The sequence below is a fragment of the Paenibacillus sp. Marseille-P2973 genome, from assembly GCF_018101095.1.
GTDB lineage: Bacteria > Bacillota > Bacilli > Paenibacillales > Paenibacillaceae > Fontibacillus > Fontibacillus vini.
This window is the reverse complement of the sequence record NZ_JAGQEH010000006.1, coordinates 184,657-197,731: the sequence shown is the minus strand read 5'-3', so window position 1 is coordinate 197,731 and position 13,075 is coordinate 184,657. Positions and strand designations below refer to the sequence as shown.

12 protein-coding genes and 1 riboswitch are annotated in these 13,075 nt (G+C 53.0%); all 12 genes read left to right on the top strand.

The window, feature by feature from the left end; all coding sequences use genetic code 11:
* Position 1 precedes the first annotated feature (1 nt).
* Entirely contained in the window at positions 2 to 886 is an 885-nt protein-coding gene (gene prmC / locus KB559_RS14770; RefSeq protein ID WP_211022691.1) for a peptide chain release factor N(5)-glutamine methyltransferase, read from the top strand.
* A 186-nt stretch (positions 887 to 1,072) separates the two neighbouring features.
* The gene (locus tag KB559_RS14765; RefSeq protein WP_211022690.1) at positions 1,073 to 2,263 is read left to right on the top strand and encodes an FtsW/RodA/SpoVE family cell cycle protein; all 1,191 of its coding nucleotides are present in this window, start codon (positions 1,073 to 1,075) and stop codon (positions 2,261 to 2,263) included.
* A 447-nt stretch (positions 2,264 to 2,710) separates the two neighbouring features.
* A complete protein-coding gene (locus KB559_RS14760; RefSeq protein ID WP_211022689.1) occupies positions 2,711 to 3,031 on the top strand; it encodes a MazG nucleotide pyrophosphohydrolase domain-containing protein in 321 nt (106 codons plus the stop codon).
* A gap of 445 nt (positions 3,032 to 3,476) precedes the next feature.
* Positions 3,477 to 4,157 carry a stage II sporulation protein R gene (gene spoIIR / locus KB559_RS14755; RefSeq protein WP_247681854.1) on the top strand — a complete coding sequence of 227 codons (681 nt, stop codon included), beginning with the start codon at positions 3,477 to 3,479 and terminating at the stop codon, positions 4,155 to 4,157.
* Positions 4,158 to 4,382: 225 nt separating this feature from the next.
* Positions 4,383 to 5,555, top strand: a complete 1,173-nt coding sequence (locus tag KB559_RS14750; protein ID WP_247681838.1) for an L-threonylcarbamoyladenylate synthase — start codon at positions 4,383 to 4,385, stop codon at positions 5,553 to 5,555.
* Positions 5,556 to 5,611: 56 nt separating this feature from the next.
* Positions 5,612 to 6,475: a DUF72 domain-containing protein gene (locus KB559_RS14745; protein ID WP_211022688.1), complete on the top strand. Its 864-nt coding sequence runs from the start codon at positions 5,612 to 5,614 to the stop codon at positions 6,473 to 6,475.
* 28 nt (positions 6,476 to 6,503) lie between these two features.
* Complete coding sequence (locus tag KB559_RS14740; protein WP_211022687.1) at positions 6,504 to 8,540, top strand: Na+/H+ antiporter; 2,037 nt, start codon at positions 6,504 to 6,506, stop codon at positions 8,538 to 8,540.
* Positions 8,541 to 8,660: 120 nt separating this feature from the next.
* Positions 8,661 to 9,221: a manganese efflux pump MntP gene (locus KB559_RS14735; RefSeq protein WP_211022686.1), complete on the top strand. Its 561-nt coding sequence runs from the start codon at positions 8,661 to 8,663 to the stop codon at positions 9,219 to 9,221.
* A 56-nt stretch (positions 9,222 to 9,277) separates the two neighbouring features.
* A complete protein-coding gene (locus KB559_RS14730; protein ID WP_211022685.1) occupies positions 9,278 to 9,877 on the top strand; it encodes a low molecular weight protein arginine phosphatase in 600 nt (199 codons plus the stop codon).
* 50 nt (positions 9,878 to 9,927) lie between these two features.
* A riboswitch (ZMP/ZTP riboswitch) is annotated at positions 9,928 to 10,010 on the top strand.
* 214 nt (positions 10,011 to 10,224) lie between these two features.
* Positions 10,225 to 10,809: a TIGR01440 family protein gene (locus KB559_RS14725; protein ID WP_211022684.1), complete on the top strand. Its 585-nt coding sequence runs from the start codon at positions 10,225 to 10,227 to the stop codon at positions 10,807 to 10,809.
* A gap of 36 nt (positions 10,810 to 10,845) precedes the next feature.
* On the top strand, positions 10,846 to 12,096 hold the full coding sequence (gene glyA, locus KB559_RS14720) for a serine hydroxymethyltransferase (protein ID WP_211022683.1): 1,251 nt from the start codon (positions 10,846 to 10,848) through the stop codon (positions 12,094 to 12,096).
* 163 nt (positions 12,097 to 12,259) lie between these two features.
* Positions 12,260 to 12,898, top strand: a complete 639-nt coding sequence (locus tag KB559_RS14715) for a GDSL-type esterase/lipase family protein (protein ID WP_211022682.1) — start codon at positions 12,260 to 12,262, stop codon at positions 12,896 to 12,898.
* Positions 12,899 to 13,075: the final 177 nt, after the last annotated feature.

Here is a 13,075-nt window from a genome sequence, read left to right as displayed (position 1 = left end):
CATGCCTGACGATAACGGATATGTGTTATCAGGAGCGGTTAATATTTCAGAAGCCCGTAGAGAGGCTTCTTCTTTTTTAGCGGCTCGGGGCGTGCACGAGCCGGATTCGAATGCGGAGCTGCTGCTCCGCCATGTTTTGGGGTTGGAAGGCGCGGCGTATTTGGCCGCGCTGCGCGATCCCTTCCCGGCGGAGCGTAGAGACGCCTGGGAGGCAGTAATCCGCCGCAAGGCGGCGGGCGAGCCAGCGCAGTACATTATCGGGGAACAGGACTTTTACGGCTTGACCTTCAAGGTCACGCCGTCCGTGCTGATTCCCCGCCCGGAAACGGAGCTGCTCGTGGAGCGAATCGTCCAGATCGGCGATTCGCTGTGGCCCGGCGGCGCTCCGCTGGCCGCCGACATCGGCACCGGCAGCGGCGCGATTGCAGCCGCGCTGGCCCATTTGCGCCCGTCATGGCGCGTATCGGCGAGTGACATCTCGCCGGAAGCGCTGGACGTGGCGGCAGCGAATGTCCGGCGGCTCGGCCTGAACGTGACGTTCAAGCAGGGGAACCTGCTTGAACCGTTCGCCGGCGAGCCGCTGGACATCGTGGTCAGCAATCCGCCGTACATACCGGCGGATACCATCGCGCACCTGCAGCCCGAGGTGCGCGACTACGAGCCGCGCGGCGCGCTCGACGGCGGCCCGGATGGGCTCGCGCCCTACCGCGTCATGATGGCGCAGCTTCCGCTGCTGCCTCGTCCGCCCCGCCTGATCGGCTTTGAGCTCGGGATGGGGCAGGCCGGCGATGTTGCAGATCTGCTGCGCCAAGCCGGCTGCTGGCGCGAGGTCGTCACGGTTACGGACCTCGCGGGGATTGACCGGCATGTGATAGGCATCGCCTGACGGGCGGTGTCTTTTTTCTGTGCAAACAGGGGTAATTAGGACTGGTGTCATCGTCCAATAGACTTTAGCGGGAGTCTTCCTTTACAATGGGAAGGTAAACTATTTGTTCGGCTGGTTGGAGAACGAAGGATGGATGCCTGTTTACTCAGGCCGAAGGAAAAATCGGATGGCGGAGGACGGGAAGTAATGCTTAACAAACTTAAAAAAATCGACTACACGATCGTGTTCATCCTGTTGCTCCTTATGGGCATCAGCATCGCGGTACTCTATAGCGCCACATCGAATACGGCTTACCACGGATATCATATACGGATGGGCGTATACTATCTGCTTGGATTTGCGGCGTTTTTTGCCTTTTCCCTGATTGACTTCAAACTGTTTATCAAATATTCGCCCTACATTTATCTGTTCGGGGTCGGTTTGCTTATCGTAGTGTTTTTCATCGGAAATACGTATTACAGCGCGACCGGATGGCTTACCCTGCCGGGGGGACTCAGTTTTCAGCCGGCGGAATTTTTCAAATTGCTGCTGATTCTGTTTCTTTCCTTCATGCTGCTCCGCAAGCGGAAGCCAAGGTTGTCGTTTTGGCGGGACGTCGTGCCGATTCTATTGATTACATTCATTCCGTTTCTAGTCGTAATGGCGCAAAATGACCTCGGTAACGCCCTCAGTTATTTGGTGATTTTGGCGGGAATGCTGTGGATCGGTAACATTAAATACATGCATGCCCTGATTGCATTGGTGATCTTTGCAGGCTCGGTTTTTGGCGGGATTACCGCGTATAAAGTGTATCATGATAAGGTATACACCTTCTTTGTAGATATCGGACGCGAACACTGGATTGAACGGATCGACCCTTGGCTGGTACCGGAAAAAGCGACCGAAAAAGCCATCTATCACACACGGAACGCCAAATTGGCGATCGCATCAGGCGGTATGACGGGAGAAGGTTACTTAAAAGGAGAGACCGTTCAGTCCGAACGCGTGCCTCTAACCTATTCCGACTCCATCTTCGTAGTAATCGCCGAGGAATTCGGCTTCCTGGGCAGCTCGGTGTTGCTGCTGATCTATTTTGTACTGATACACAGGCTAATTCTCATTTCACTGGAGTGCCGGGATCGCGGCGGACCGTTCCTTATCGTGGGGATCGTAGCGATGTTCCTGTACCAGATTTTCGAAAACATCGGCATGTTTATCGGTCTGATGCCCCTCACCGGGATCACCCTCCCTTTCATCAGTTATGGAGGAACCTCGCTGATGATCAACATGGCCTGCATCGGCGTCGCGATGAGCATCCGCATTCACGGTCATGAAACCGACGAGGAGCAGCAGATGCCTGCCTCCCGTTTCACCAAACTTAAAACGCAAAACCGGTAACACGAAAGCGGCGATTCCTTTGGGGGTTGCCGTTTTTATTGTTGTTTATTATTACAGCCTACGAAAAACAGAATCGAACCTGGTGTAGGGCGGGGTGAGCAGGGCTATGGCTATTTTTAGTGCTTGTGTCCTCCCACGGTGGAAAAATATGAAGATTTGTCTTTCAAATAGTGGACACTCTTCACCGGAAGAGATATACCTCGCCTCGGATTTTTAATTCTATATATAGTGAGTTGGGATTTTTGATATACTAGATGTTGGTGATTGTTGGTGGGCGCGTAAATGTGCGTAATGTCCACTTTTAGGTGGACATTTTGACGATTTGTCTACCTCGGGAGGACGGTGAAATGTGAAGCGTGTTGATTGAATTGCCCCAAGTAGGGAGGCCGGGGGAACAATCGATGAAATTGTTTGAGATCGAGCAATCTTGGTATGTTGGAGGGAAACATGGATATTATTGAATTTCAACAATGGGTGAAGGAATATTACAAGAATCGCAACTGGTCAGACTTAGATATATTTGTCCGTATTGGTTTTCTTGCTGAGGAAACCGGGGAAGTAGCCCGTGCAATTCGTGCATTAGAGATTGGCAGGGATCGTCCGGATGAGGTTGCAGGCACATTTCAAGAAAATAAAACCGAATTAACGGAAGAACTTGGAGATGTTTTAGGAAATCTCATTGTGATCGCAAATAAATATGATATATCGCTTGAGGATATCCTAAAATCGCACAAACAAAAGCTTCAGGCACGTTACTCAGAAAATTAAAATAAACGGGACGTATTTAACCGAACAGCGTACTTGAGCAGAGTAGCGAGTAGCCCCCAATATGACTACTTTTTCATTGAACTAACAGGTAACATTAGTTAAACAACAACAGCGGCAGTCTAAGACTTCAATTATTGAGTCTTGTTCTGCCGCTTCCTCATTAATGGTGGAGCAGTCTAGAGTAAGGAGAGAATTGTAATGAATGGATGGAAGTAAGGATTGTGTATAGAGGTTATTAGTAAAGATATGAGTAAGGATATGATTAATAAATTTTTAATAGATTAATAGGTTTAGCTCTCTTTTAACCGGACATACTGATAGACATCAGAGGATGGCGAAGGGAGTAGCGACGATGCGGGAAGCCGGGAATGGGAATGGCAAGGGATCGGGAACGGGAACGAGAACGAGCAGAGGCAAAACAGTAGCTCTTATTATAATTAGTATTATGATATTGATGATGTCCTGGGAGGGACAAAAAATAGATTCGGCAGCAGCCGAAGGTCGGATTCCTCAGGAGTCGATCCGGTTGCGGATTTTGGCCAATTCGGATAAAGCGGGGGATCAGGTCGTTAAACGCCGCGTAAGGGATGCGGTGATTAAGCAGATCGACGGCTGGGTGACCGAGCTGGATAATCCGCAAAGTTTGGATGCGGCGCGCGGCGTCATTCGTGATCATATGGATGAAATTGAAGGCCTGGTAGGGAAGACGCTGGCCGGTAGCGGCAAAAAATATAGTTACAAGGTCGAGTTGGCGGTGGTGCCTTTTCCGACAAAAATGTACGGCAGTGCCGTGTACCCGGCGGGTGATTATGAGGCGTTGCGGGTAACGCTCGGAGAAGGAAAGGGCAAGAACTGGTGGTGTGTGTTGTTCCCGCCGTTATGTTTTGTGGATGCCGGCAGCGGGGATGCGTTGCAAAGCAAAGCGGACAAGGGAAAGGCCGGGGCGGACGCGAAGTCTGCTAAGCAAACATCATCCGGTAAAGGCGAAGTGAAGACAGCGTCGTCCCAGACAGGTCCTGGTGCCGAGGGGGTTAATCAGGTTGACCCGGAGGAGACGGAAGTTCGGTTCTTTTTGTGGGATATGCTGGTGAAGCTGTGGAACTGGATCGTGGGCTTGTTCTCATAAGAAATCTTTGTGAAATGAACCGTGCGGGGATAGCCTGTGCGGTTCTTTTATATTGGGGGGAGATGGGGAGTGGTCCGGGAGGATCTGGAGCGGATGTTAAGGGGATGAAGGCGCGACTGTTGTGTTGAATCTGAGAAGGGCGGCTCTGCTGAAGGTGGCTAACTTTCAGTGAGGGTTGTTATAATAGAGAGTATATCTTTGAAAAGTTTGGGATGATCAACTGTTATGGGAGACAAGATGATGGAAGATGCAGGTTTTGAAAATAGACGTTCTACCCGTTTATGGGATGTGACTGCCTTGGTGAATGATGAAGCTGGCCAGGGTGCTAATGTTTTAGAGGATTCAAAGGTTATTGCCGCTGAACAATCGTTGGCCGAAGCGGGAGAGGTGCTTGCGGCGGGCGGAACGGTGGCTTTTCCGACGGAGACGGTGTACGGACTCGGAGCGGATGCCCGCAACACGGAGGCGGTGGAGGCGATATTTGCCGCCAAAGGGCGGCCGTCCGACAATCCGCTGATCGTACACATCGCGGACATGAGCCAATTGGACGGTCTCGTCACCGCGGTGAACGAGACGGGGCGCCGGCTCATGGAGGCATTCTGGCCGGGGCCGCTGACGCTGGTGCTGCCAGCGGCTCCCGGCGCCGTCTCGCCTCGCGTGACGGCGGGTCTGGACACGGTGGCCGTGCGCATGCCGGCCCACGATATCGCGCTGCGGCTCATCGCCGCAGCGGGTTGCCCGGTGGCGGCGCCGAGCGCCAACCGATCCGGGCGGCCGAGCCCCACGCTGGCGAGCCACGTGGGCGATGATCTTGCCGGCCGCATCGACGGCATCGTCGACGGCGGGCCCACCGGGGTGGGCGTGGAGTCGACAGTGGTGGAGGCCGGCGACGACGGGGTTGTGACCGTGCTCCGCCCCGGCGGAATCACGGTCGAGCAGCTCGCCCGCCATGCCGCGGGCGGCGTGCGGCTGGACGCCGCCCTGCAAAACGCTGGCGGCGACAGCGAAGCCAAGGACATGCCGGCGCCTCGCTCGCCCGGCATGAAGTACACGCACTACGCACCCCGCGGTGCGCTGCGTGTAGTGTCCGGGTCCGCCCCCGAGCGGGTGGCGGACCGCATCCAGGCCGAGCTCGACGCGGCCCGGGCGCGCGGGGAGATAACGGGCGTGCTCGCCTTTGACGAGCATCTCCCGTTCTACCGCGCCGACTGCGTGCTATCGCTCGGCAGCCTAACGGCGCTGGAGACGGCTGCGCATCGTCTCTACGCGGCGCTCCGCCGCTTTGACGACAGCGGCGTCACCTTTATTATGGCCGAGTCCTGTCCGCAGGAGGGACTCGGCGCCGCCGTGATGAACCGCCTGCTTAAAGCGGCGGGCCAACAGGTAATCTATGTGTAAGAGAACAAACTCTATAAGGTGATCTGACCTTATTCCCTACGGAAAGGCGGGGTACTATGATTACAATTGGTTTAACCGGATGGGGAGATCATGAGGAGCTGTATCCTCCCGGGACTCCGGCAAAAGCAAAGCTGGCGCTGTACTCTAAGCATTTTCCGGTCGTGGAAGTTGATAGTTCCTTCTATGCCGTGCTTGGTGAACATACTTACCGGCGGTGGCTTGAAGAAACGCCTCCGCATTTTACTTTTATATTAAAGGCATTTCGGGGAATGACCGGGCATAATAGGGGAAAGAATCCTTACGGAGGGCCGGGGGAGATGTTTCAAGCCTATCTCGATTCGATTCGGCCGATCGTAGAGTCGGGCCGTCTGAAAGCCGTGATGTTTCAATTTCCCCCTTGGTTTGATTGCAGTCCGGACAATGTGCGGCAGCTTCGCGCTGTAAAGAAGTGGATGGGTTCCTTGCCGCTGGCCTTAGAGTTTCGGAACCAGAGCTGGTATGCACCGAATGTTCGTGAGGACACGCTCTCTTTTATGAAGCAGGAGGGCTGGATTCACATAATTTGCGATGAACCGCAGGTCGGGCAGGGCTCTGTCCCGGCAGTCCTGGAGCCGACAAATTCCGAATTAACGATCGTCCGGCTTCATGGGCGCAATACGGGCGGCTGGCTGCAGGGGAGTGCGCCGAATTGGCGGGAAGTCCGCAATCTCTACCGGTATAACCGGGAGGAGCTGGAGGATTGGCGGGACAAGCTGGATATCCTCGAAAAGAAGGGCACCGGGGAAGTTTGCATGATTTTTAATAACAATTCCGGCGGTGATGCCGCTCCAAACGCGATGGAGATGATGAGTCTTCTAGGTCTGAAAACGGCGGGACTGCCTCCGAAGCAGATGGATTTATTCGGGGACGAACACAACTGATATTTACTTCGGCAGGGGGAACTGTATTTTGGAAATTTTTGAAATCGTACTCATTATGCTTGTATTGATTGGAGTATCGAATGTACTGAACCGGTTCATTCCGTTTGTGCCGGTCCCCCTTTTACAGATTATTCTCGGTACTTTGGTGGCATTGCTACCGATCGGCATTCATTTGCCGTTGAATTCCGAGCTGTTCTTACTGCTGTTCATCGCCCCGCTGCTTTATAATGACGGGAAGCGGACGCCTCGGGAGGAGTTGTGGGACCTGAGGGCCCCTATCCTGCTCCTCGCGCTTGGCTTGGTGTTTGTCACCGTATTTGCGGGCGGATATCTGATTCATTGGCTTATTCCGAGCATTCCGCTGCCAGCGGCCTTTGCGCTCGCCGCCATTTTATCTCCGACGGATGCTGTCGCGGTAAGTGCCTTGGCGGGGAGAATCCATCTCCCTAAGGGCATTATGCGGCTGCTCGAAGGAGAGTCGTTGATGAACGACGCCTCGGGGCTGGTTGCGTTTAAATTTGCGGTGGCGGCAACGGTCACCGGGGTATTTTCGATTACCGAAGCTACCCTCAGCTTCTTATGGATCGCGATCGGCGGACTGATCTGCGGAGCTGTGGTCGCCTTTTTGATCGTGTGGCTGCGGATGTTCATCCGGCGGCTTGGTATGGAAGATGTTACGATACATATGCTGATCCAGATTTTGACGCCATTCGTGATTTATCTGGTGACGGAGGAGCTCGGATTTTCCGGAATTTTGGCCGTAGTGGCCGGAGGGATCGTCCATGCGATCGAACGGGACCGCAACGAATCGATGCAGGCTGAACTCCGGATGGTATCGCAGAATACCTGGTCCGTGATCCTGTATATTTTAAATGGCCTCGTATTCGTCATTTTAGGTCTGCAGATCCCAGGCGCGACGGAAACGATATTCCAAAGCCCGGATTACAGCAATTTGCAGGTCCTTGGATTTATTGGTCTGATTTCTTTGGGGTTGATCGTGCTTCGATTTATATGGGTGTATTTATTCTGGGAAGGCTCCTGGCTGCTTGGTAGCGGGGAAAGCATGGGTAGACCGAAGCTGATGTCCTCTGTGCTCATATCCTTGTCGGGCGTCCGGGGGGCGGTTACGTTGGCTGCGGCGTTCTCCATTCCTTATTTTCTTCAGGATGGAAGTCCGTTCCCTGAACGGGATTTAATTATTTTTCTGGCGGCCGGCGTTATTCTGTGCTCGCTGATTATCGCCAGCGTGGTGCTGCCGCTGCTCTCCAAACGGCCTGAAGAAGGCGCCGACCCTGTCGCCGAACGCGAACAGGAAGCCCGGATTTCCATGATCCAAGCCGGAATTAAGGCGATCAAGGAGGCAACCGGGGAGGAGAATGAAGCTGCAGCGAGATCCGTGCTCGGGAGCTATCACCGCCAACTGATCCAGCTGCAAAACGGGCGGGGGCAAGAGTGGTCCGACCGGAAAAGGAACAATGCAATGATGAAGTTAAGGCTTGCGGGGCTGCAAGCGGAACGGCGGGAAATCCAAAATATGCTGGACCGCGGTGAAATTACCGGGGAACTGGCGTCCAAAATCCAAGAGGTCATGAATCAAATGGAGATGGTCATGTCAGGCCGTTTTAAAATGCAGGTCCTTGTATCGCTCTTTCGGATTCGCCGCCTGTTTACGAAGCAGTTTCTCAAACGTAAAACGTTGGACCTCCCACCGGAAACGATGGAACAGCTGAAGGCGACAAGACTTCGGACCTCCATAGCTGCGCTTGAAGCCGTCGAGGCACAAGTCAATGAGGAGAATCGGCGGGAATCGATTTTGGTAATAGCCCAGTATAAGGATTTAATCAAGCGCCTACAGGGACATTCGGGGGTGATGGGCGCTATTGAAGATGAAGATGTGTTTAACCAGCATAAAAACGAACTGCGCATCAAAGGCATTCAGGCCCAGCGCAACGAGGTGCAGTCGATGTTTGAGCAAGGGGATATCAGTTGGGCCTCGGCCAATAAGCTAAGACAATACATCAACTATTTGGAGGCCGGCATCCTGGAACCTGGTGAGGAAGAATAGTCAGAATAGAGATGATAAACCTGACTATTTGAACTTTGCAGATAGCCTTCCCATGTCATGAAACACTTCTTGTCCGCATATGGTTGTACAAGAAGTTTTCGGACATGGAGGAGTGAACGTATGACAGAGGCATTTGTGCGGCTGGGGGAATTGATGACCATTTTGCTTATGGCGGTTGCCTTGGGGATGGACGCCTTTTCCTTGGGGATCGGTATCGGTATGAAAGGGGTACGGCGCAACGATGCCATCCGCATCGGTTCGGCCGTAGCTCTTTTTCATGTCCTTATGCCGCTTATCGGTATTTTTGCCGGTCAATATGTGGGAGTACTGCTCGGGCATCTTGCCCGTTATGTCTCCGGCGGGTTGCTCCTGCTGCTTGGCGCTCATATGATTTATAGTTCAGTCAAAGGCAACGGTTCTCAATCGATCAATCATCGCACCTTGTGGGGAGTACTTCTATTTTCGCTTAGCGTCAGCATTGATTCTTTTTCCGTTGGAGTATCTTTAGGGATGTTTCATAGTGATCTGTTGATCACGGTGCTTGCGTTCGGTTTCTTCGGCGGACTGATGTCCATCATGGGCTTGGCTCTGGGACGGAGCGTAGGCCGGAGTCTCGGCGATTACGGGGAGGCTGCGGGGGGAGCGATTTTGCTTGCGTTTGGCCTCATGTTTATCTTCTGATACAATAGCAATGATTAAGGAAAACAGTAATGGCATCCTTGCGGAGGTGACTGAAAATGCGAATTTTGTTTGTCTGTACGGGCAACACTTGCCGGAGTCCCATGGCGGAAGGGATGATGCGCAAATTGGCCCGAGAGCGCAATATAGGAGTAGAGGTGCGCTCTGCGGGAGTTGCCGCGGCCAAAGGAATGTCGATATCGCATCATGCGGAGGCCGTACTTCGGGAACAAGGCATTGGAGATCGTATTCTATCGACACCGCTGCATGAGGAATTGGTAGAATGGGCCGATTTGATCCTGGCATTGACCGAGAGTCACAAGCGGCAAATCATCTATACATTCCCTGAGGCGGCCGATAAAATATATACGCTAAAAGAATACGCCCAAGACGACCCGGCGGTATTAGCCGAAAGAGAAGAACTTCAGCGGCTTGCGGCCGATCTGGAATTGGACCGGGCACTGGGGAAAAAGCCGGATGAGGCGGCGCAGCGGCGTCTCGCCGAGCTGCTGCAGCGGATGCCGGGTTATGACATTTCCGATCCATTCGGAGGATCTCGCGGGGAATACGACCGGACGGCGGCGGAAATCCGTAACGCTTTGATGAAAATACTGGACAAACTGGAGCAGGATCGGTTTGGCGGCAGAGCTTCCGGGTAAAAACCCGGTTGCATTTGTTCCGCTTATGTTTTATTCTTAAGCTAGTAATGAAGATCCGATGTGACTGGCGACGAAAGTGGATCAAACCACGGTGGAGCATCGGAACATACGGCCGGTCGCCTGGGCAAAGAGCACGACGCTATCTCGCGTCATGCTCTTTTTTCGTCGTAAGTCCGCTTTCTTGTATGCCGTCCCTTGCCGCCTATTTACTCTAAAGGTTGAATTTATTCTCTCTTTGTATGACTTGCTCGAAGTTTGTCGTTAATATGCCTGAGGTTTTAGGTATAATAAAGATAGTTTGTTTTATCGAGACAGAGGCATCTTCGGAGTGAAAGGAGCAGGCGAACATGGAAACGGCAGAGCTTGGAGATATCCGAGGGCAGGTCGCGGAAATTTTGGAAGAGTTAGCGGGAGCCGCAGGGCTGAAGCCCGGGCGGCTGTTGGTTATCGGTGTCAGTACTAGCGAAGTGGCGGGGGTCCGAATCGGCACAGGCGGTGCGGAGAACATTGCCGCAGAGCTGTTCGCTGGCATTGATGAGGTTCGACAAAGACACGGGTTCGATGTCGCTTTTCAATGCTGCGAGCATTTGAACCGGGCGCTTGTTGTGGAGCGGCAAGTATTGGAACGTTTAGGGCTTACGGAAGTGGCCGCTGTTCCGGTGCCGAAAGCTGGAGGTTCCATGGCGGCAACCGCTTATAAGCGGTTGATCGAGCCTTGCCTGGCCGAAAGCTTGGAGGCCCATGCCGGGCTCGACATCGGCGAGACGCTGATTGGCATGCATTTGCGCCGAGTGGCCGTGCCATTTCGGCCGACCCTGCGGTACGTAGGCAAAGCCCGAGTGAACGCAGCCTGGAGCCGACCGAAGCTGATCGGCGGGGAACGCGCCGTGTACACGCTGCCGCAAAGTCAGGATTCACGGTTATGTGACTAAGTGATTAATTATTTTAGCATAGGAGGACTAAGAAACATGGATCAATTGAGAAAGCAAGACCCGGCGGTACTGGAAGCGATGAATCTGGAGCTCAAACGTCAACGGAACAACATTGAACTGATCGCATCCGAGAACATTGTCAGCGAAGCTGTTATGGAAGCAATGGGCTCCGTATTGACAAACAAATATGCGGAAGGATATCCCGGCAAACGCTACTATGGCGGCTGCGAGCATGTCGATATCGTGGAAAATATCGCGCGCGATCGTGCGAAGGAACTGTTTGGCGCTGAGCATGCTAACGTACAGCCTCACTCCGGCGCTCAAGCGAACCTGGCCGTTTACCTTACAGCTTTGAAGCCTGGGGATACCGTTCTCGGGATGAACCTGGCCCATGGCGGTCACCTTACGCATGGCAGCCCGGTCAATGCTTCCGGCTTGTTTTATAACTTCGTGGCTTACGGAGTTCAAGAGGATTCATTCCTTATCGATTATGACGAAGTACGCAAAGCTGCCTTCAAACATCGCCCTAAAATGATCGTAGCTGGTGCCAGCGCATATCCGCGTATCATCGATTTTGAAAAGCTGGCCTCTATCGCTAACGATGTAGGTGCCCTGTTCATGGTCGATATGGCTCATATCGCCGGACTCGTTGCCGCTGGCTTGCATCCAAATCCAGTGCCGCATGCACACTTTGTAACGACTACGACGCACAAAACGCTGCGCGGACCGCGCGGCGGCATGATCCTTTGCCGTCAGCCATGGGCCGCTGCTATCGACAAGGCCGTGTTCCCTGGAACGCAAGGTGGACCGTTGATGCATGTCATTGCTTCCAAAGCCGTTGCTTTGGGTGAAGCGTTGGAGCCTTCCTTCAAAACGTATGCGGAAAATGTTGTGAAGAACGCCAAGGTGCTGTCAGAAACATTGGTTTCCGAAGGCTTGAACCTGGTATCCGGCGGTACGGATAACCACTTGATGCTTATCGACACCCGCAATCTGAACATCACGGGCAAGGACGCCGAGCATGTGCTTGATTCCATCGGCATCACCGTGAACAAGAATGCCATTCCATTCGATCCGACCAGTCCGTTCGTAACCAGCGGTATCCGCATCGGTACTCCGGCCGTTACGTCCCGGGGCATGGATCAGGAAGCGATGAAGACGATCGGTCAGGTTATCGCGCTTGTCTTGAAGAATTCCAAGGATGAAGCGAGCTTGGCTAAAGCCCGTCAACAAGTGTCCGAATTGACCGATAAATTCCCTATCTATCCGGAACTCAGCTACGAATAATCGAAAATTGTAGTTTTACCGCCCGCAGATCACTGCGGGCGTTTTTTTGTGTGCTTAACCGAATGGAAGTCCCAACCAAGAATACGCGAATCTCCCGATCCTGTCCCGTATTTTTTTCATACGATATTAGATACCGGAATTGATGAGCGGAGGAGGTGTTGCAATGGGTTACCATTACACGGCCATTGGGGATTCATTAACGACAGGCGCGGGAGCCTGGTTGAGCGGCGGATTTGCGCCTGCTTATCGGCGTATGGCGGAGAGTCGCCTCCGTACCTCTGTAGGATATGAAAATTTAGGGGTGAACGGGCTCACCTCGCAAAAGTTGCTGCCGATGGTCCAGAGTGATCCGCGAATGCGGGCGGCGCTTCGGCGGGCCGATATCATCACCGTATCCATTGGCGCGAATGACCTTAGGCCCTATACCAAGGCTATTGCCGACGGATCTGGATTGCAAGGTTCTCAGATACCTCAAGTGTTGAACCGCACGAAAGGAAATGTGCGCCAAATTGTATATAACCTGTATCAGATCAAATCACCGCAGCGGAAGCCATTTATCATTCGGATGGTTGGCGTGTACAATCCGTTTCCGAATATCAGAGAGGCAGGGATATATGCGCGCCAGTATAACGCGTTTCTTACCACACTGGGCGGACCCAATTATCGTGTAGCGAACATTTATCCGGCGTTCGAGGGAAAAGAAAGAGAACTGCTTTTTCTGGACGGGGTCCATCCGAACAGCCGCGGTTACCGCGTCATTGCACAAGAGTTGGACCGGCTTGGCTATATGCCACTTCGGTGAATCGCGGGTAGAAGGCAATAAGCAATTTGGAAGGCCGACCAGTTTTGCTGGTGGGCCTTTTTAGTGAAGAGTAAAGGTTTTTTGGGAGTCGTGTAAATACTTCAAAAAATAGTAATTGACACCAATAGAAAGGAGGATATAATCAAGATAAATGGTAACTTATAACATCTAAGGATC